This window comes from Microcoleus sp. EPA2 (assembly GCA_020882975.1).
GTDB lineage: Bacteria > Cyanobacteriota > Cyanobacteriia > Cyanobacteriales > Microcoleaceae > Microcoleus.
In genome coordinates, this window is record JAHRFD010000033.1 from 27637 (window position 1) to 48899 (window position 21263).

The 21263-nt window shown below is 43.3% G+C and carries 16 protein-coding genes and 1 CRISPR repeat array; of the genes, 8 read left to right on the plus strand and 8 right to left on the minus strand.

What is annotated here, in order from left to right:
- Positions 1-355: 355 nt before the first annotated feature.
- From AAFP14_RS22590 to AAFP14_RS22600, 3 genes are all read right to left on the minus strand, one after another.
- The gene (locus AAFP14_RS22590) at positions 356-877 is read right to left on the minus strand and encodes a hypothetical protein (protein WP_341734434.1); all 522 of its coding nucleotides are present in this window, start codon (positions 875-877) and stop codon (positions 356-358) included.
- Positions 874-1383, minus strand: a complete 510-nt coding sequence (locus AAFP14_RS22595; protein WP_341734435.1) for a TIGR00725 family protein — start codon at positions 1381-1383, stop codon at positions 874-876. Before AAFP14_RS22595 ends, AAFP14_RS22590 begins: the two co-directional genes overlap by 4 nt.
- 103 nt (positions 1384-1486) lie before the next feature.
- Positions 1487-2218 carry a hypothetical protein gene (locus AAFP14_RS22600; protein ID WP_341734436.1) on the minus strand — a complete coding sequence of 244 codons (732 nt, stop codon included), beginning with the start codon at positions 2216-2218 and terminating at the stop codon, positions 1487-1489.
- Between the two features lie 294 nt (positions 2219-2512).
- Here AAFP14_RS22600 and AAFP14_RS22605 point away from each other — a divergent pair, with 294 nt between their 5' ends.
- On the plus strand, positions 2513-3430 hold the full coding sequence (locus AAFP14_RS22605) for a tetratricopeptide repeat protein (RefSeq protein WP_341734437.1): 918 nt from the start codon (positions 2513-2515) through the stop codon (positions 3428-3430).
- A complete protein-coding gene (locus AAFP14_RS22610; RefSeq protein ID WP_341734438.1) occupies positions 3417-3539 on the plus strand; it encodes a hypothetical protein in 123 nt (40 codons plus the stop codon). Before AAFP14_RS22605 ends, AAFP14_RS22610 begins: the two co-directional genes overlap by 14 nt.
- A 26-nt stretch (positions 3540-3565) precedes the next feature.
- Here AAFP14_RS22610 and AAFP14_RS22615 read toward each other — a convergent pair whose 3' ends face one another.
- Positions 3566-3748, minus strand: a complete 183-nt coding sequence (locus AAFP14_RS22615) for a hypothetical protein (protein WP_341734439.1) — start codon at positions 3746-3748, stop codon at positions 3566-3568.
- A 193-nt stretch (positions 3749-3941) separates the two neighbouring features.
- On the opposite strand from AAFP14_RS22615, the gene AAFP14_RS22620 reads away from it, so the two are divergent.
- Positions 3942-4724 carry a DUF1822 family protein gene (locus tag AAFP14_RS22620; RefSeq protein WP_341734440.1) on the plus strand — a complete coding sequence of 261 codons (783 nt, stop codon included), beginning with the start codon at positions 3942-3944 and terminating at the stop codon, positions 4722-4724.
- A 33-nt stretch (positions 4725-4757) separates the two neighbouring features.
- A complete protein-coding gene (locus tag AAFP14_RS22625) occupies positions 4758-6848 on the plus strand; it encodes a WD40 domain-containing protein (RefSeq protein WP_341734441.1) in 2091 nt (696 codons plus the stop codon).
- Between the two features lie 70 nt (positions 6849-6918).
- Here AAFP14_RS22625 and AAFP14_RS22630 read toward each other — a convergent pair whose 3' ends face one another.
- Positions 6919-7803 carry a 4-hydroxybenzoate solanesyltransferase gene (locus AAFP14_RS22630; protein ID WP_341734442.1) on the minus strand — a complete coding sequence of 295 codons (885 nt, stop codon included), beginning with the start codon at positions 7801-7803 and terminating at the stop codon, positions 6919-6921.
- A 213-nt stretch (positions 7804-8016) separates the two neighbouring features.
- On the opposite strand from AAFP14_RS22630, the gene AAFP14_RS22635 reads away from it, so the two are divergent.
- A complete protein-coding gene (locus AAFP14_RS22635) occupies positions 8017-9633 on the plus strand; it encodes a Ppx/GppA phosphatase family protein (RefSeq protein WP_341734443.1) in 1617 nt (538 codons plus the stop codon).
- 119 nt (positions 9634-9752) lie between these two features.
- The gene (locus AAFP14_RS22640) at positions 9753-11180 is read left to right on the plus strand and encodes a protein adenylyltransferase SelO (RefSeq protein WP_341734444.1); all 1428 of its coding nucleotides are present in this window, start codon (positions 9753-9755) and stop codon (positions 11178-11180) included.
- Positions 11181-11253: 73 nt separating this feature from the next.
- Here AAFP14_RS22640 and AAFP14_RS22645 read toward each other — a convergent pair whose 3' ends face one another.
- The gene (locus AAFP14_RS22645) at positions 11254-13446 is read right to left on the minus strand and encodes a tetratricopeptide repeat protein (protein ID WP_341734445.1); all 2193 of its coding nucleotides are present in this window, start codon (positions 13444-13446) and stop codon (positions 11254-11256) included.
- 153 nt (positions 13447-13599) lie between these two features.
- The gene (locus AAFP14_RS22650; RefSeq protein ID WP_341734446.1) at positions 13600-15801 is read right to left on the minus strand and encodes a tetratricopeptide repeat protein; all 2202 of its coding nucleotides are present in this window, start codon (positions 15799-15801) and stop codon (positions 13600-13602) included.
- Positions 15802-16087: 286 nt separating this feature from the next.
- On the opposite strand from AAFP14_RS22650, the gene mnmE reads away from it, so the two are divergent.
- A complete protein-coding gene (gene mnmE, locus AAFP14_RS22655; protein WP_341734447.1) occupies positions 16088-17473 on the plus strand; it encodes a tRNA uridine-5-carboxymethylaminomethyl(34) synthesis GTPase MnmE in 1386 nt (461 codons plus the stop codon).
- 571 nt (positions 17474-18044) lie between these two features.
- Positions 18045-18435: a CRISPR direct-repeat array (repeat unit 36 nt; unit sequence CTCCCTACTCGCTAGGGAAACTAATTGAATGGAAAC).
- A gap of 416 nt (positions 18436-18851) precedes the next feature.
- Here mnmE and AAFP14_RS22660 read toward each other — a convergent pair.
- Entirely contained in the window at positions 18852-20390 is a 1539-nt protein-coding gene (locus tag AAFP14_RS22660) for a SagB/ThcOx family dehydrogenase (protein ID WP_341734448.1), read from the minus strand.
- 222 nt (positions 20391-20612) lie between these two features.
- Here AAFP14_RS22660 and AAFP14_RS22665 point away from each other — a divergent pair, with 222 nt between their 5' ends.
- Entirely contained in the window at positions 20613-21134 is a 522-nt protein-coding gene (locus AAFP14_RS22665; protein ID WP_341734449.1) for a pentapeptide repeat-containing protein, read from the plus strand.
- Positions 21135-21263: the final 129 nt, after the last annotated feature.

The following is a 21263-nucleotide window of genomic DNA, read 5'->3' on the forward strand; positions in this document are numbered from 1 at the left end:
CAATGAGTCGATCGGCTGGCATGGTCATGCGATCGCTAATCACATCATACTTGTTAGAGATGCGATCGCAGACAAGGCAAGTCCATTCAACTGTAGCAGGTTAATTCGGAAAGTGTTCCCCTAACTTTTTTAGTAATTATAAGTTACATATCATTTTTTTATTAAGATTCATAGATAAATTTTCGGTTGATGGAAAAAATAAAATCCGAAACCATATTAAATCCAGTAGCATCGCAATTAATATTAGCCATAATCAGGACACGGGATTGCCGTTTCCCTACCCCGATTAATTGTAGGGAAACGGCAATGCCTTGTCCTCCGTTGCTGAGAATACTTAGCTTGTCAGTTAAATATTTTAAGGAGTAGGAACTTGGGGCTGAAAGTTGCGAGTACCTTTATACCCGGATAAGATAGCAAGTTTTTCCAATGATTGCATACCTGTATAATATTTACCCCCAATTTCCCAGGTAGGATAAGCTTTGATATTGGCGGCTTTGCATAAATCTGGCTGAGCATCTTTTCCTCTGGGATCGCACTCAATGTAAGTAATTGCAGTCAATGCTTCTTTGCCAAAAAGTTCTTGTTGTTGGTGACAATAAGGACACCAGTAAGCACCGTACATTCTGGCTCTAATGGTCTGCAAATGGGTTGCTAAAGCTACTTGATCCGGCAGGGATTCGCTAGTAATAGGGGGTGCTGTCTGTGGGATTACTGGTAATGTAGAAGGGGGAGGAGGTGGGGGGGTTTGTGCTAACTTTTGAGTGAATTTGTTGCGGAAACTGAACTGTGCAATTCCCCCCTCTGCTTGGGCTGTGACTAAAATCCCGAAAGTGAGGATGGCACCGATCGCACATAAGTTGATTTTACTGAGTCTCATCTTGAATTTCCTGTGGAATTTGCTAGGATTTTACCAGTTTGAGCGATCGCCTCTACAACATTCTCTACCACAAAAATTTTAGCTGTTGCTAGTTTTTCAAAGAAAACTTTACTTTCAGCGCTGTCATTTAACAAGATAACTGATTTGTCAGCTTTGAGAGCGAGGGCTATTTCCGAAGCCGTGCCCGTACCCATACCGCAGGCAATGATGACATCGGAAGACAGAATGTTAATGTTATTACGGGCGTTTCCCATATCAGTGACGATCGCAATATCTACAGATTCAGAAATACCGCGAGTATCATTCCCCGGAAGAATACCGATAGTTAAACCATTAGCAGCTTTTGCGCCTTGGTTTGCCGCCTCCATGACGCCGACATTGCGGCCGCCAGTCAGCAATATCCATCCTGCTTGGGCGATGAGTTGTCCGAGTTGATAGGCGTTTTCTAAATCAGTTGAGGTGGCACTTTCGCCGGGCCCCATAATACCAATAATGATTTTTTTCATAGTTTAGCTAGCCAGACGGGAATCCCCACACTATACCGATCTAAGGTTAGTGTGGGATGAAAGGCTTGTTTCGCGTGCGACTTAAAATAAAATTTATATTCAATCACAATTCAGCTAGAAATTGCGGGTATTTTTCAGCAATTTTTACCGCTATTTTTTGGATTTTGGAAAATCCTGTACGCCTCCAAAAAGAGCGAATAGTTTGTTCCTTGATATTCAATTGGCGGGCGATGGTTGCCATTTTGGCGGGCGATTCATCCAAAAGTAATTTTTGAGCAATGATTTGGCAGTTGCAGTCGGGACGGTTGCGAGGATGACAGTTGCGAAGTTCCTGTTGTGGATCTCCCTTAAAATAATTGGCTATATCCCGTGCTAAAGCTTGTTTTTCTTCTCTCTCAATCCGTTCGATTTCGCAGTTCAAAGCATCCAAACAGCCATAAAATCCACTGGTTTCTAAAGCCTCTAAAGGAACTGTGTTTAGATATTTGCTATTTTGGGAAGTATATAAATCTTTAATTCGATACCTGAGATGACCGTTCACCCAAGTGACGAGGCTGGCTTGAATCGGAGAATGTTGGGGATTAAACTCGTGAAGGTGCTTGTTTAACCATAGCCAAGTTTTATTCTGGGCTTCATAATAATAGGGATGAGAAACTTTTGACAATTTTGGTGAGAGTTGCAGTTGCCGAAATAATCGATCGACCAATTTTCGACGCTGGGGATTATCCCCTGATAGCAAGCAGATATTTAAAATTAGCTGACATAACCGCTCGTCTTGGGGACTGCGATCGGAATATCTTTCCAGTTTCAACCTCAATTCATTTATGCGCTCCATAATCACCCTTTTAATAAATGTACCCGATGTAACACCGTACAAACTTTGGTTTAGGTTGGTAGAGATGAAAAATGATTAAACTCACTCAAGGGCTTTAGGTACAATTCGCACAGATCGCCTAAACCTTGTTTGGTACAGTTGTTACTTCTACACATTTTCCAGGAGTGGCATCATCAAAACAAGGCTAAAATTCACACACAAAGTTCACAATTTTTATAAAGAAATCACAAAAATCACAAAAATCACAAAAATCATCTTATAATTACAAAAAAAATAGATTAACTGGGGAAAGCAATGGAAGTGGCAGAAATGTTGAAGGTTTTGGATGCGTGGGTTTTGGAAAAGAAGGGCCGATCGCTGGATTGGGCGGAAAAAGAGATAATTCGCCTAAGCTGGCTGGAGGTAGATTATGCAGATATGAACATTTATGGCTACAAACCTAGCTATATCGAGAGAAGGCTAGCACAAGGTTTGTGGGCTCTAGTATCAGAGGTGATTGGGGAAGGAAAAAAAGTTACTAAAAAAAGATTCAGGCTGGCGATGGAAGCAGCAATAAAAAAGCGATCGCAGCCTGTGGTCCCACCAATAGAAGTGACTTTTATTGGGGAGGCGAGGGATGCTAACAATCGAGGGTTTAAATTAAAAGAAGCTGGGCAATTAATTGAAGCGAGAAAACACTTCGATCTAGCAATTAAAATTAATCCAGATAATGCAGCAACTTATTACAATCAAGCCTTGATGTATGAAGAAGCGGGAATAGTCGATCGCGCTATGCAACTATATCAGCAGGCTGCATTCCTAGGATTTGCTGCGGCTTACTGCAAGTTGGGCCGCTTGTATATCATTGAATATAAAGATTTGCGGAAATCCGTTGAAAAAATTGGGCTAGGTTTAAAACTGGTGGAAACGGAGAAAGTTCAGCATGACAAAATAGTCAAAGCAGGGTTGTTAACTTATCTTGCTTGGGCTTGGAAGGAACAAGGATGCTATGAAGAAGCTTTGGACAATTTGCAACAGGCTATGAAACTAGAGGGCGATCGGGGTTTAACTTATGGCATTATGGCGGAAGTGTATGAAAATCTGGGGAACCATGCAGAAGTTGCGACTGCTTGGAAAAAATGCCTGGAATATGCTAAGTGCGATCGACCCGATGAAGATTTTTACATTGGTAAGGCTCGTCAGCGTCTGAAGCAAATAAATGGTTGTAATTAAAGGTAAAGTGCGATCGCAGCGCGATCGCACTCTGACTAAAAAAACCGGGTTTTTGACTAAATTTGCGGGCTGCAAACTGTATATTTTCTTAGAAAAACCCGGTTTTTGATACCCCATGAGTCCCAGAGTAATTAATCAAGGACATGGGTATTCATTGCCATATCGGTCGATACAGATTCGAGGTATCATGTGATTGGTGGCTGACCCAAAGGCGATGCGGGCGATGGAAGCACCTGAAACTGCGGCTATTACCAGACTTATGTTGCCGATCGCCATCGAGCAGATGAGGAGGGGTGAAATCAAGACTTTGCAATTCATACTCTTGTCTCCAAGTCAATTTTTTGAACAAAGGACAACTGAGTTAGGCCTAACTTTTTTGTCTTCATACATCTAGGATGCTTGCTGGCTATGGGTTTGATTGCGTCACTTTTGGTACCCCCTCTGGTACTACCCCCAAAAGCGATCGGATTAACTACAAATGAATTAGACAAGGAGTTAAGTAGAGGTAATAATGGCGATCGCACTCAAAGCATCAAAAAAAGGACTAGCAATTATTGACTTAGCCAGAAAGAAAAAGGGATGGACAAAAATTGCTGTGCCTTGGCGTGAAAATGCCTTAGTCGGTGAAGCAGCTTTGAGAAAGTTTTGGCGACGAATTCCCATTAGGCAAGATAACTTTGTCAGTATTTGTAAAGCTGTAGGAGTGGATAATTGGGAAGACATTGTTGAAGAAACTCTCCCTTTAGAAGACTCTCCATCATCTGAATTAAAATGGTTACTAGAGTTGAAAGCTACCCTCGAAGAAATAGATAAGCCATTAATTGACAAACTCGTGGCTCAGGTTCAGAAATGTTCTCCAAATGCGATCGTTAAAACACAAAAACTTGACTCTAGTAGTCTCGTATTAATTGAAGATTGGCAATCTGTAGAATCTATATTATCCAGAAAGCAAGCTCGTTCTATAAGCGTTGATACCCCAGCACCTGAAAACAGTGTCAGGCGAGCCAAAGAAATTGATTTAGGGGGAAATCATGCAGTCGCACTTGTTGTCCAAACCACACTTGAATCTGAGACTGAAGTAGGGATTTGTGTCTGGGTTTATCCCACTAATAATGCAGCTCATTTGCCACAAAATTTACAAGTGATAGCCCTCGATGAATCTGAATCTATTATTATGGAAGAACAAACAGGAGATGCAGAAGACTCCGTAGAATTAGAATTTGGTGTCGAACCTACAGAGCTTTTCAGTATCAAAATTATTTTGGGAGACGTTAGTATAACAGAAGATTTTTGAGTTCACTGAATGAAAGCTAATAAGTAAAAATCAATGGAAAAGCTTGTAATTTTGAATTTATCAGAAGGAAACTTCGAGCTTGGGTTTACTGCCATTTTAGAGATTGGGCAAGAGGGATTACGCCCCGAAATTGTAGTTAGAGGTCATCTACCCGCTGCATCTCATATTCCTCAATTAGTTGGCGAATGGCAAGCTGCATTTAGTAAAAAGGTGAGTTCACTTTCTGACAATGCGTCAGGAAATCGATCTCGTGCGACAGCTAGACGCCAGAGTAAATCTTCTTGTAAAGAATCTGCTAAAAAGTTAATATTCAGCATCAATGAATGGCTCAACTGTGGAAATAGTGAGTGGCAAAAAATCCGAGACAGTTTACAGCAAAATTTAAGAAGATCTGAAGAAATTAGAGTAATTATTCAAACACGCAACAATGAGTTAAGACAGCTTCCTTGGCAGGTTTGGGATTTATTTGCAGATAATTACACAAAAGCTGAAATTGCCTTAAGCGAACCAGAGTATTATTGCGCTGGGAAACCACGATTGAAGGCTGAGAAAGTCAGAATTATCGCTGTTTTAGGCAATAGCGATGGTATAGATATCCAGTTTGACAGGCAAATATTTGAACTTTTAGACCCAGACGAGACCGACTGTCAATTTCTAGAACAGCCAACAAAAAAGCAGCTTATCGAGTGGCTTAGTGATGAAAAAGGATGGCATATTTTCTTTTTTGCTGGTCATAGCTCAACAGTTGATGGCCAAATAGGACTATTTGAAATTAATCATCAGGAAACTATAAATATCGATGAGCTTAAAAATACACTGAAGCTGGCGATATCCCACGGTTTGCAACTGGCTATTTTTAATTCTTGTGATGGCTTGGGACTGGCCAACGAACTCGCTAAATTACAAATTCCTCAAAGTATTGTGATGCGAGAACCAGTACCCGATCGAGTAGCACAGGATTTTTTGCAGTATTTTCTGACTAATTTTGCTCTTAAGCGTTCTTTTTATGGGTCGGTACTATCGGCACGTAAAAAGCTAGAAGACATTTGGAATCAGGAATATTGTGGCGTTAGCTGGTTGCCCATAATTTGCCAAAATCCCGCTGTAGAACCTCCGACTTGGGAAGGTTTTCTCAGTAAAACTGAAACAAAATTTCAAGAATCATTTCGGGAACTTAAAAAAACTTGGAAAACAGAACATACTCTCACAGATCATTCAGACATTATTAAATCAGTCGCGATTCACCCAGACGGTCAAATTTTCGCTAGTTGCAGTCTGGACCAAACGATTAAAGTATGGAATTTGACAACAGGAGAACTTCTCGAAAATCTCACCGAACATTCTGGCGGCGTGACTTGCGTTACTTTCAGCAGCGATGGGAAAACTCTTGCTAGCAGCAGCGCCAATCCTGACGGCACTATTAAATTGTGGGATACTCAAACCTGGCAACTAAAACGCACTCTCAAAGGCGATGATTGGGTGGTTCTTTCTGTATGGTCGATCGCCCTAACCTCCAATGGTAAAACTTTAGTCAGCGGACACCACGCTGACAGTACCGTGAAAGTTTGGAACCTCGAAAACGGGGAATTGCGACACACTCTCAGAGGTCATGTTTGGGCAGTTCATGACGTTGCGATCGCTCCCGACGGCAATATAATGGCTAGTGGAAGTTTCGACAGCAATATCAAGCTTTGGAATCTTCACACAGGCAGAGAAATCAGCAATTTAAACGGCCCTGGGGACGGCCCTATTGGTTGGACTCGTTCTTTTTTTAGCGACAACATCGTTTATACTGTTTCCTTCAGTCCCGACGGACAAACTCTCGCCAGCGGCGGGGCGAAGCAACCGATTAAACTGTGGCGTTTAAGCAGTGGAGAAATCAAAAGCAACTTGACAGGACATACGGATGATGTTCACGCTATTGCCTTTAGTCCTGATGGCAAATATCTCGCCAGCGGTAGTGCCGATCGCACTATTAGAATTTGGGATTTATTTACCGGAGAACCGATTCACACTCTAGGACATTCAGACACTGTTTATTGTCTTGCCTTTAGTCCAGACGGACAAACTCTCGTAAGTGGTAGCCGAGATAGAACTATTAAGATTTGGCGTTTTTCCACCTGACGATAACTGCTAATATCGCTTTTTGAACAGGCTTTCCGGCCTGTTCAACAATAAATATGGTCGATGTCTATTAAAAAATCTCTCCAACAATCATCCCTGCCAACAATACAAACCCAACCCACACATTTTGGCGAAATATTTGACCATAAACGGGATTCGGAATATCTGCCTTCCGCAGTTCACTGTATTGCAAAAACCACAAAATTGCCGCGCCCAACACAGCCAACCAAAAACCAATATGCAACTGTAAATTAATCCCCATCGCCGCTAATAAACCAACTGTAGCTAAAAAGAAAAAACCCACCGCCTTAGCGGCATTATCCCCAAAAAAGATGGCACTGGAATTCACGCCTAAACGCAAATCATCTTCCCGATCGCTCATGGCATAAACAGTATCAAATCCCAAGGTCCATAGCACCACAGCACCCCACAGCAACCAAGTCGCTAATTCTAGTTTTCCAACGGCTGCACTCCAACTAATTAAAACGGCAAACCCCCAGGCTATTGATAATACTAATTGTGGGACTGGAAAGAATCTTTTTGCTAGGGGATAGCAGATAATTACTGGTACGGCGGCGACGCACAACCAGAAACTTAAGGGATTGAGATAAAATGCGAGAATGGCGGCGCACGCAAAGGAAATTAAGGCTACTCCGATCGCAGTTTGCACTTTTAGGGCGCGAGATGCTAGGGGGCGCGATCGCGTTCTTTCGACTTCGGGATCGATATCCCGATCCCACAAGTCGTTGATGACGCATCCCGCCGCACTGGTGGCTAAGGTGCCGAGCACAATCACACCCACCAAGGTTGCGGGTGGCCTCCCGTGGGCTGCTAAAAATACCGCCCAGAGGGCTGGAATCATTAAAATTAGCCGTCCTGCTGGCTTGTCCCATCTCAAAAGCCTCACGACGGCTAGGAATGTGGATTCGGTTGGGCGATCGGACTTGGTAAGCATTTCTATTTTAGATTTAAGATTTTTAATTTTTAATTTTATCAAAATTTAGGCGCCGATCGCCCAAGCTCAAGGCTGCATCCAATGGAAAACCGGCCATCTCGAATCGGTGAAAGTCTTTCCCTGTCAGCCTTGCTTAATTTTTAATAATTAGATTCGATGCTTCTGTAGATTCGTGAAATAATGAAAAATATCTGTCAACCCCGATACACTCTAATGGTTAATTCACTTGCTTCTGCGGAGTCAAATCGCATTATTGCTGCTATTGATATGGGTACTAACTCCTTTCATATGGTGGTGGCGCGCATCGATGCGAAATTGCCGGCTTTTACGATTATTGCTAGAGAAAAAGATACGGTGCGCTTGGGTGATTGTGAAACAAAAACAGGGTGTTTGAAGTCTGAGGTGATGGAAAGGGCGATCGCCACTTTGCGCCGTTTTCAAGGTATTGCCAAAACCTTCAATGCCGAACAAGTAATCGCTGTGGCTACCAGTGCGGTTCGAGAAGCCCCTAATGGTCGAGATTTTCTCAAACAAGTTGCGGACGAACTAGACCTTTATGTTAGCTTAATTTCCGGCCAGGAAGAAGCGCGGAGAATTTATCTCGGCGTACTTTCAGGAATGGAATTTAACAATCAATCCCAGGTAATTATTGACATAGGGGGCGGTTCTACTGAATTAATTTTAGGAGACAGTGCAGAACCTCGGTGTCTCACCAGTACCAAAATTGGTGCGGTTCGCCTCACTGGAGAATTTGTCAAAACTGACCCGATTAGCAGGGAAGAGTTTGCCTATTTGCAAGCTTATATTCGGATTGCGCTGGAAAGACCGATCGACGAATTGCGCGCTCAATTTAATGGTGATGAAACTCTACGTTTAATTGGTACTGCTGGCACTATCGAAACTTTAGCGGCTATTAACGCTCGCGAAAAATTTGGAACCGTGCCAAGTCCTCTGGCTGGCTATCAATTAAGTTTAAAGGATTTGCGGGATTTAGTCAATCGTTTCCGCAAACTTTCCTATGCCGAAAGGTTGGCAATTCCGGGAATGTCTGACAAGCGGGCGGAAATTATTCTGGCGGGTGCTTTGATTTTGCAGGAAGCCATGACGCTATTAGGAATGGATTTTCTCACGGTTTGCGATCGCTCTTTGAGAGAAGGCGTAATAGTTGACTGGATGCTGTCTCACGGTTTGATAGAAAACCGCTTGCGTTACCAAGGTTCAATCCGCCAGCGCAGCATTTTACACATGGCCCAAAAATATCAAGTTAATTTAGAGTATAGCGAAAGAACCGCAGCATTTACGCTCAATTTGTTCGACCAAACCCAAGGAATTTTGCATCATTGGGGAACGGAAGAACGGGAATTGTTGTGGGCGGCAGCAATTTTACACAACTGCGGTTTGTATGTCAGCCATTCGGCTCACCACAAGCATTCTTATTATTTAATTCGGAATGGCGAGTTGTTGGGTTACACTGAAACAGAGATTGAAATTATTGCTAATTTAGCCCGCTATCACCGCAAAAGTCCTCCGAAAAAGAAGCATGAAAATTTTATGATTCTCCCTCGTAAATATCGAATATTAGTTGGTAATTTACATCCTTTTTTGCGGTTAGCAGTCGCTTTAGATAGGAGGCAAATTGGAGCAGTAGCTAAGTTTAAATGCGAGGTAAGACCGGAAGTTAGAGAGTTTCATTTACAACTAACACCGCAACATACTGATGATGATTGCGCTCTGGAACTGTGGAGTTTAGATTACAAAAAACCTGCTTTTGAAGATGAGTACAATCTGAAATTAGTGGCAAGTTTAGAGCCAAATCTTGTGGTAGTTTAAGACCGGCTTCCTCAGCGCAGTAGAATCCCTGAGCCTAGTCGAATCCCTGAACGTAGTCCAAGGGCTTTGTTTATTCCGCTATAATTGAGCGATCGCGAATTTCAGCATCAAATACAAAAATGTCCAATCCCTTGCTCAGCCTCAACTACGAACCCGCCATCGAATCCCTCGGTGGCGACTATTTTGATGAAGTCCCCGCGGCCAATTTTCCCCAGCACATCCTCCGCTTTCGCAATGACCAATTATTGCCGAAATTGGGTTTAGATCCAGCACAAGTAACCGACGAACATTTCATCCAAGCATTCGGGGAATTTCACTGCGTCCGTCCCTTCCTCGCACTCCGCTACCACGGCTATCAATTTAACGAATACAATCCCAATTTAGGCGATGGTAGAGGCTTTTTGTACGGTCAAGTTCGCGGTACTGATGGCAGACTTTATGACTTTGGCACCAAAGGTTCTGGCCGCACACCTTATTCGCGGTCTGCTGATGGTAGACTTACTCTCAAAGGGGGAGTTAGGGAAGTTTTAGCGGCAGAAACTTTACATAGGTTAGGAGTGCGGACATCTCGCTGTTTTAGTTTAGTTGAAACCGGGGAATCTTTGTGGCGTGGGGACGAACCTTCTCCCACGCGCTCGTCTGTCATGATACGTTTTAGTCATTCTCACATCCGGTTCGGTACTTTTGAAAGATTGCATTACATCCGTCGCCCGGATTTAATTACAAAACTTTTAGATTTTGTGATTGAATATTACTATCCTGAATTGCATTTGGCAGCCAGCAATGAGGGTCTTGCTCCAGGGGACAAGTATGCACTGTTCTATGCTGAATTAGTCAAGAAGGTAGCCGAATTAGTGGCTCAGTGGATGGCGGCGGGATTTTGTCATGCTGTACTCAATACTGATAATATGTCGATTACTGGGGAAAGTTTTGACTATGGACCTTTTGCTTTTATCCCTACTTATAATCCTAAGTTTACCGCGGCTTATTTTGACTATTATGGTCTTTATTGTTACGGGAATCAACCGTTTGTTTGCCAGGGGAATTTAGAGAAACTTCAGAAACCGCTAGTTTGTGCGATCGCTCAAACCGATCTGGATGCTGCTTTGGCAAAGTTTGGCGATTATTATAATGCAGCTTATCGACAGTTGATGCTCAATAAATTGGGATTTGAAGAATTGCCGGAGGCTGATGCTGATGAGTTGTTGCAACTGACAATTAAATTGCTGGCGGAGTCTCAAGTCGATTATCAAGGTTTCTTTTTTGAGTTGCGAAAACAGTTTGCTCCCACTTGGCGAGATGATGCGAGTCAAATTTTTAGTGAAGCGGAACCGACGGATTTAATAGCACATTGGCGGCAGTTTTATTGTCACGTTTTGCAAACTTTGTCCTCCGACGATCTGGATCGAATGGCGGAAAGGTTACGCAGGTGCAATCCCGAACAATCGCTATTGAGACCGACGATTGAGGCGGTTTGGGAGCAAATAGCTATTGAGGATAATTGGCAACCTTTTTATGAGTTGGTTAAGCGAATTCAAGACTCGTAAACGGAATTGGGAATAGTTGACTGTTGATTGTTTCCTCACCACAATCAACAGACAACTAACTATCGTCCCCTGACTATTTGAGTTTTTCTATCTCAAATTGTGCATCTTTGTAACCGCCGGTAAGTCCTTGATCGAGAAAGATTTTTCCGGCTTTTTCATAGTCACTAATCGCTCCTGCTTTGTCTCCTAAAGAGCGACGCACAGCACCTCTACCGTAGTAAGCCGCAGCATAATTGGGGTTGATCCGAATTGCTTGCACATAATCGGCGATCGCACTATTGTAATTATTTAATTGTTGGTAAATCTTGGCTCGATTGGCGTAAGCTTCAGCATCGTTGGGATTGATGCCAATGGCTGAGGTAAAATCCGCGATCGCCCCCTGTGCATCTCCCCCTCCGTTGCGAGCTAAACCCCGATTACTAAAAGCATTATAATCATTGGGATTCATTTTCACAGCTTGAGAGCAATCCTCAATTGCTTTGGGATAATCTTTTAAGTTTAAATAAGCAATGCAGCGATTGTTATAAGGAACCGCATCCTCATCGCTCAGCGCAATAGCCTGAGTGCAATCGTCAATGGCTGCTTGATGAGCCGCCAAATTTAACTGCGTACTGCACCGATTAGCATAAGCATCTGCATTCTTGGGATCGATCGCAATTACCTGAGAATAATCGGCAAAAGCTCCCTTATAATCTCCCAAATGAAAGCGAGCTCTCCCCCGACTGTACAAAGCTTTAGTATCTTGAGCATCGAGTTTAAGTGCTTCTGTATAATCCCCAATAGCTCCCTGCAAATCTCCCCCCGCAGCGCGAGCTAATCCCCGCGAATGATAACCTTTAGCCAGTTGAGGTTGCAACCGAATCACCTCACTAAAATCTTGAATCGCCGTTTTGTAATCTTGTAAATCCAAATAAACAACACCTCGCTCATAATAAGCATCAACATCGTTAGGTTTGAGACTCAAAACCTTAGTGTAATCCTCAAGAGCGCCTCGCTTGTCGTTAAAATCGTAGCGAGCTAACCCTCGGTTAAAATAAGCCTGATAGTAATTAGGATCTAGAGCGATCGCCTGAGAATAATCAGCAATGGATTCCTGATACTTTTTCAAATCATAATTGGCATTAGCTCGCCGATACAAAGTCTCAGGATTGTTAGGATTGAATTTCAGTGACTGGCTAAAAGCCTCCACTGCCCCAGCAGCATCTCGATCGCGAGACTTTGCCACCCCCTGTTCGTAATATTCCGTAGCTTTGACAGGATTGGGACGATTCCAGTAATTGAACAGCAATATCAAACCTAGTAGAGTCCCCAACCCAGCGAAAGCCAGCAACCAAAACCTGCTTCCCAAATTGAAAAACGAGTTACCATAAGACTTGAATTTGGACTGAGAAAGGCTGTTTTTTTGAGAATTATTTGCTGGATCGTGGCGATGTCTGATCTTGCTCAAAGCCTGCAAAACTTCCTCAGCAGATTGATAGCGCTTGCCAAATTGATGACAGACCATTTTGTCAATGATATTAGCCAAATTGTTAGAACATTGAGAGCGGTTGCGCCAGACAATTTCTCCGGTATGAGAAGGGCTTGGATCTTGCAATTTTGGCAAATCAGTACCGGGCAATCCCGTAATAGCTTGGATAGCCATCATCCCGACTGCATAGATATCGCTGCTAAATTGTGGGTTGCCTTGAAATTGTTCGATCGGCATATAAGCCGGAGTCCCTGTGGCAATCGTTCTCGGAAATTCTGTATCATATTCACCGATGTGAGTCGTAACTTCTTTGACCGAGCCGAAGTCAATTAAAACCAATTTTCCATCGGGTTTACGGCGGATTAAATTGGACGGATTAACATCGCGGTGAATCACTCCCTGAGAGTGGACAAAAGCGAGAATTTCTAAGACTTCTTCTAGGAGGGATATCACTCGTTCTTCCGGCCAGTATTGACCAGCTACAATTTCCCTGTTTAGTGCTTGTCCAGGCACAAATTCTTCCACTAAATAGAACTGATTGCTGTCTTCAAAATATGCTAATAAAAAGGGAATCTGATCGTGTTTTCCTAATTTTTCTAGAATTTCTGCTTCTTGTTTAAATAATCGATAAGCAGTTTTGAGAACTGTGGAAGTATTGCTAGGTGGTCGCAGTTGTTTGACTACACATTGAGGGTGGTTAGGGCGGCGAGTATCGACAGCTAAATATGTTTGTCCAAAAGCCCCAGAGCTCAGCACTTGGACTACGCGGTAACGTCCGTCTAGAAGTTGACCAACCATGTTCATATTGGTAATGAGTAATGAAAGAATTTTAGATTTGGGATTTGGGATTTGGGATTTGGGATTTTAAATTTATGGCTAACTTAAATCTAAAATCCCCGGCTCGGATAGGAATTGGTAAGGACTACAGTTAACAGTTAACTGATGAAGCATTTAGTTAAGTTCGTTAATTTGTGCTTGCGCGTCTTGAAAACCATCGCCTCTTCCTTGTTCTATAAACAGCGTTGCAGCTTTCTGAAAATCTGCGATCGCCCCATTACGGTCTTTGAGTTGGCGACGGACGAGACCTCGACTGTAGAAAGCTGTAGCATTGTTGGGGTTGAGTTTCACTGACTGTGCAAAATCTGCAACCGCTAAATTATAGTTTTTCACTTCCGAGTAAATATTACCGCGATTGCTATAAGCAACTGAATCACTGGGATTGAGCCGAATTGCTTCGGTAAAATCGGTGATGGCACCGGCCTTGTCTCCCGAAGCGTTACGAGCCAATCCTCGATTGCTGTATGCTTTGGAATTTTTATTGTTGAGTTCGATGGTTAAACTACAATCTTCAACGGCTTTCTGAAATTGTTTTAAATTCAGGTAAGCAATGCAGCGGTTATTATAAGCAGCTTCGTCTTTTGGATCGATGGTAATTGCTTGGGTACAATCTTCAATCGCTTTATCGTAGGTTGCTAAATTCAAATAAGCGCTGCATCGGTTGGTATAAGCATCAGCTCGATCGGGCGCTAATTCGATCGCCTTAGTGTAATCTGTCATTGCTCCTTGATAATCTCCCACATTAAATCTCGATCGACCCCGACCATAATAAACACCAGCATCTGTGGGGCTAATTTGAATCGCTTGGGTAAAATCTGCCATCGCTCCTGTTTTGTCCCCAGCAGCGGAGCGAGCCAAACCCCTGTTGCTATAAGCTTTAGCATCATTGGGATTCAACCGAATTGCTTGGGTATAATCTTCAATTGCCGCCTGATACTCGGACAAATCGTAGTAAGCCAAAGCCCTTTGATAAAAAGCATTGCCATCAGTGGAATTCAGCCGGACTGCTTGGGTAAAATCTTCCAGAGCACCCTGCTTATTCCCTAGTTCCCGGCGGACCAAACCTCGATTGTAGATGGCTTTACTGTGACTAGGATTGAGTTTAATGGCTTGAGTATAATCCTCTACTGCTTGTTCGCGAGCCCCAAGGTCGTAGCGAGCGTTAGCCCGCTTGTAAAAAGCTTCGGCATCCTTAGAATTCAGGGCCAGCGCTTGGGTATAATCAGCGATCGCACCTGTTTTGTCCCCTTGCAGTGCCTTTTGTTGACCCTGGACGAACAATTCCTGTGACCTCGCTGGATCTTGAGTCTGCCAATAGTAAATGAGTCCTGCTGTCAAGATTAAAGCGGAAAATGTTCCAGCAATACTGAGCAGGATGATTTGACTCGGCTTCAGAGGCGGTTGACTCATAGCTGGAGTAATGGTGGTTGGTAGCGGTGGCTCAACCTTGATTTTTCGTCTGATTTTTTTGAAGTCGGCTAAAACTTCTGCGGCACCCTGATAGCGTTCCTCAAAGTCGGAGCGCACCATTTTCTCAATAATATCTGCTAAAGCTACAGAACAATTTGCCCGATCGCCACCATTTATTTTCTGCTGCTGATTTTGTAAGGAAGCCAGTTCAAGAGTCGAAACTCCTGTCACAGCAACCAGAGCGATCGTACCTAGAGCATAGATATCGCTATTGTAGCGAGGGTTGCCTTCCCATTGTTCCATCGGCGTATATACTGTCTTGGCAACCACCGACTGTTTTTTGGCAACAGACCATTTAATTGAATTCGAGGAAGTTGGTAATGACAAATAACAATTAGCTATTTCCGGGTTCAGTTCCCCATCTAAACGAAAGTCCGTTAACACCCATTTCCCATCGGACTCACGCCTAATCAGATTATCTGGTTGAATTCTGCCATGAATAAAGCCGTTCTCATGTATAAACATCAAAACTTCTAATATTTCCTCAAGCAAACCAACTACTTTCTTTTGAGTCCAAGGTTGACCGGGGATTAGTTCCGTGCTTAAAGGTTCCCCAGCAATTAATTCTTCAATTAAGTATAAACTTCGATTTTCTGCAAAATAAGCCGATAATTCGGGAATTTGGTGATGTTTTCCCAATTTTTCAATTTTTTCGGCATTTCTTTGAAAGATAGTTTGGACTGATTCAGGAATCTGCGAACTCTTACCGGGAAGTCGCATTTTTCTAACCAGGCATTGCGGAGAACCCCGACGGTGAGTATCTGCTGCCAAATAGGTGGTTCCCACCTCATTTGAGTCTGTGACTTTAATGATGCGGTAACGTCTGTCTAGAAGTTGACCAATCATGATATGCCCTCATCCCTGTTACTGATTGAATTTTCGCATAAAATCAGGATAGTTAATCAATGAGTATAGCATTAAAATTAGCATCAGTCCGATCCCCGTAGTCCTTAGACATCTGCTAAAAACACACTCAAGAACAGGCTTTATAGCCTGTTCCACAGGAATTATGCCAAAGGTCTCTTGGACCAGAGAACCCCACCCTCAACTTATAGAAGAAGCAAGAAGATCCATGGGGAAATGCAATAATAAACTGTAAGATACCTCAGACTTTCAATATAAGTAATTAAAAATGGCTGAATCATTAACAAAAGGAGGAACGATCGCAGCGATCGCCACTGCCATCGTCCCCCAACAAGGCAGTGTCGGCATTGTGCGAGTTTCCGGCTCCCAAGCTCTCAAAATTGCCGAAACTTTGTTTCGCAGTCCAGGAAAGCAAATTTGGGACTCTCACCGAATTATTTATGGCTATATCCACCACCCCCAAAGTCAAGAATTAGTCGATGAAGCTTTACTATTAATCATGAAAGCACCCCGTTCTTTCACCCGCGAAGATGTGGTAGAATTTCACTGTCACGGCGGGATTATGGCGGTGCAGCAAGTCTTGCAATTATGTTTGGAAAACGGAGCCAGATTGGCGCAACCGGGAGAGTTTTCCCTGCGAGCTTTTTTGAACGGAAGACTAGATTTAACTCAAGCAGAAAGCATCGCTGATTTGGTGGGAGCTAAATCTCCGGCTGCTGCCCAAAGTGCTTTGGCGGGGTTGCAAGGAAAATTGGCTAAGCCCATTCGTCAATTGAGAACAACTTGTTTAGATGTGTTAGCGGAAATTGAAGCGAGAATAGATTTTGAGGAAGATTTGCCGCCTTTAAATGAGGCTCAAATAGTGTTAGAAATAACTCAGGTTTTGGCGCAATTGTCAACTATTTTGACCACAGCCGATCGCGGAGAGTTGTTGAGAAGTGGTTTGAAAGTGGCGATCGTCGGCCGCCCAAATGTGGGAAAATCCAGTTTGTTGAATGCGTGGAGTAGGAGCGATCGGGCGATCGTCACTGACTTGCCCGGTACAACGCGGGATGTAGTAGAATCGCAGTTAGTTGTCGGCCCAATTCCAGTGCAGGTGCTAGACACTGCGGGAATTCGGGAAACGGAAGACAAAGTAGAAAAGATAGGAGTTGAGCGATCGCGCATCGCAGCAAAGCAAGCCGATCTAGTATTATTGACAATAGACGCACAATCGGGATGGACAGAAGCAGACTCAGAAATTTACCAACAAGTAAAACACCGCCCACTCATCATCATCCTCAACAAAATCGACCTAGTAAAAACCACCCCAAAACTACCATTTTCCTCTGAAAATCACCGAATAGTCACCACCGCCGCCGCCCTAGATCGAGGCATAGAAGACTTAGAAACCGCCATCTTAGATGCCGTCAACAGCGACAACTTGCAAGCAGAAAACCTAGACTTAGCAATTAATCAGCGGCAAGCAGCAGCCATCACCAAAGCCAAATTTTGTATAGAACAATGCCTAGTTACGATTAGCGATAAATTGCCCTTAGATTTCTGGACCATAGACTTGCGTGGTGCCATTCAAGCCCTAGGAGAAGTGACGGGAGAGGAAGTGACAGAATCAGTATTAGATAGAATCTTCAGTAGATTTTGTATTGGCAAATAAGCAGAGAGTCCCAGAAACCCGGTTGTTTACCAAAATGTTTACTTCTCATAGGAATTCATTGAAAAACCCGGTTTCTTTGCGGGAGTCCATCCAAGACTCAGAAACCTGGTTTTTTACCAAAATACTTAATTTCCAACCATAATTTTCATGAAAAACCCGGTTTCTTTGGCGGAGTCATTCAGCCCTGTAATTGTGACTGTGGTGTGCAAAACTGTAAAAGGGCGATCGTAGTTTTGGCAATTTCACCAAATTTTGCCTCCTAGGGTGATGTGATAGAAACCTGCTCGAATATTTTAAAATTATAAATTAGTGAAACCCTTGCTATCATTGAATTACAGCCTATATTTTCTGCTTCTCACTTGTGCATTACAGAGGCAACCTAAGCCAATATCGACGCACCTCGCTGAATCTCTGAAACCCCTATAATTTCGTTGAGGTGCGTCGATGCCAAGTGGGGATAGGGTTTGAGGGCTATGGTTTGCTCCTTTTTGTGATTCATCTATGCTATATTTGGGAGGTGCGTCGATTTGATGGCTGAATCCCGCTCTGGGTATGGTCTCTGCGGCGAACTCTCCCTACTCGCTAGGGAAACTAATTGAATGGAAACTTTTCATTTCTTCACCGTTTGGCAAAGTCAAAGTTTGTCTCCCTACTCGCTAGGGAAACTAATTGAATGGAAACACAATATCTGTAAACACAGACTTGGCTTGGCTCCCTACTCGCTAGGGAAACTAATTGAATGGAAACATTTCGGGAAGGTGTTCAGCAGGTTCCGATAACTGCCTCCCTACTCGCTAGGGAAACTAATTGAATGGAAACGATTTCTTCGGCTTTGGACAGTTCGTTATTATTTCCTCCCTACTCGCTAGGGAAACTAATTGAATGGAAACTGGCAACGGCAAGCGTTACACCAAGCACACGAAATGGTCTCTACTCGCTAGGGAAACTAATTGAATGGAAACTCATTTACCCTGACTATTTTCCAAGTCAGGGTAATTTTTTGATTCCTATTTTTTCCCAACAAATATATAGCCTTTCTCAACAGGCCATGAGGGCGGACAGGCACCATCCACCGCCCGTACAAAATCATCGTTTTTTGGAGAATGAAAGAGCTCTGCCCCCAGGGGGGAAGGGCATAGGGCATTACCCATTAGTGTCAACAATCGCCTGAAAGCCTTTGTATCTCTCGTTCATAGCCGAGTCTAGATCCCCCTAAATCCCCCTTAAGAAGGGGGACTTTGAGAAAACTCTTGTTCCCCCCTTCTTAAGGGGGGCTAGGGCAGGGCTGTTTCATTCTGGTGACAAATCATGGTTTTGTAGGGGTAGCGCCACCGTGCCTACCCTTCTATTTTCCCACTCATCTACTTAACAACTAACATCAAGATCTAGGTCTACCCAAAGTAGTAATATAAACCACTGCTTCATCAGCGGGAATTCCCAAAACCTCATTTACCTTATCATCAAAAAATCCGGCAATCCCACTCACACCCAAACGCAATTGAATCGCCGCCAAATTCAGCCGCTGGCCCAAATGACCCGCATCCATGTGCAAATAACGGTAAACGCGATCGCCATATTTAGCCACCGCCTTCTTCAAATCCGCCGTATGAAACAACAAAACCGCCGCATCTCTGCCTAATTCTTGGCCCAAGCACAAATAGTGCAACTCCCTACGGAAATTCTTAAACCTAATTTGTCGCAACTCTTGAGCTTTAGGAGCATAATAATAACAGCCTTCTTCGAGACCATTCACGGCAGATACTGCTACAAAAGTCTCGATTAAACTCAAATCGAAATAGTCAGGATAACCGTCTAATCCTTGGTCTGTGTAGTGATGTGGTTGATAAGTAAAATCCAGCAGGGCTAGCAGTTCTGCTAAGCTCAAGGAAGCACCTGTATAGGAACGAGTCGAACGCCGTTTCAGAATTGTATTCTCTAAATTATCTAAGTGAAATCCCCAACTGATCGAAGGAGTCACCGTCGATACTTTAGTACAAAATGGGAAATTATATTTATCTTCTATTCCCTCTTCAATTTCATTTAGTTTCCAGCCATCTGCACCAGTCGTATCGGAATCTAATTGTGTAGCTTGATGGAGGTATTCTAGCAGTTGACCTTCGGGAATGTGCGGATAATCTGTGGTGCTTTTTCCAGGTAAAGCTGTTCTGAATCTTGGCAAGTTTTGGTTGATATCTAGCAAGTCCGCTATAGCAACTACACAGATTGCTCCTTCTTGCTTGGAGTCTATGTAAAGCAATTGATTGATGGCTTCATCTGCGAATCCTCCAATCAGGTGAGGTCGGTAATCATTGAGTGCCGCAGCTAATTCGATGTTGCTCAATAAATGACCTGTATCTAGGAAAATTCGTCTATAAGCTCGGTCTTCGTAGCGCCAAGAAGAACGGAAAAAGACATTGGTAATTGCTAGTGCCAATTTGGTATCTTCTAAGGCTGGCGACCAAAAACAAGCCGCTTGTAGAGCTAGCCAAACTTCGCTATCCCAAAAGTGCACTAGCGAATGAGTTCTCACTTGATAATTGTAAAGTCCGGCTGGCAAATACTTAGTGCCACGGGAGATTAAATAAACCTCTGCGGGGTAAAGCCCGCCAGCCGACGGTGCCGATCGCAAATACAGCGGGCTCCCATCCATGGTGGACACCTTAGCAGTCAAACCGTAGCTGCACAACAGGAAGTTGGACAATCGATGCCACCAACTGTCATGAGAATCTGCTGAGGAATCCTGTGATGTCTCTTTGAGATAGGGCTTGAGGTCAAAATATGCTCCTATTTTATATTCCTTGAAAGGAACAGGTTGCTCTTCCCAGTCTAGCTGTCTGCTTTTGGCTGCAATGGTTTCAGGGTCATATTTGGTCCGTTGGTGGTAGTGCTGAGCAATGGATACTGTAGTTTCTGGCATAGTCGGAGTTGGAGCCTCTCTGGTTGCTGATTCGATCTTGACATTACAAACTACTTACTAGCAGCGGATAAATGGACAAATATAAAAAAAATCTTAGAAAAAATGCGATCGTTGTTACACAAGCTTAACATAAGGAAATCAATAGGTATAAATACGCAGAAACAAATCCATTAATTATTCTAATGGATGGGCAGCACTGGCTGTAGTCATAAAGGGGTAAAAATGCAAAAGCTAAGCGCTAAGGAATTGCTGGCTCAGTATTCTGAGGGCAAGCGAAACTTTGACGCCGTAGATTTAAGTGAAAATGACTTGTTTCAAGCTGATTTGCAAGAAATCAATCTTTCTGGCAGTAACTTGAGGCAAACTTATTTACCCTACGGAAATCTGACTCAAGCTAATCTTTCTAAAACTCAGTTTCAAGATGCTGAATTGGGTGACACTCAACTTTATCAAGCTAATTTGTCGGAAGCGAACTTGTCCGGTGCTAATTTGTCAAGAGCTAATTTGCGCCACGCGAATTTGCAAGGTGCGAATTTACAGAAAGCTAATTTGCAAGGTGCGAATTTGTACAATGCTGATTTGAGCTATGCAGATTTGAGAAATGCTGATTTAAGCAGAACTAACTTGGAAAATGCCAAATTCACCAAGGCTCAATTAGCTGGGTGTAATTTATTTCGATCGCGTTTGGGAGATTTATCTGACGCTGAGTGCGATCGTACTACCATCGGCCCGGAAGGATATTAAGCTGTTTGACACTCCCCGGCCTTGAAGGCGCGGGGATTCTTGGATCAATCAGTCGATTTGCTCGTTGATGCTGCCATCAAAGAGTAGAGATCGGTCTGTCCCCAAGCGTTGATTTCGGTGTGCCCCACC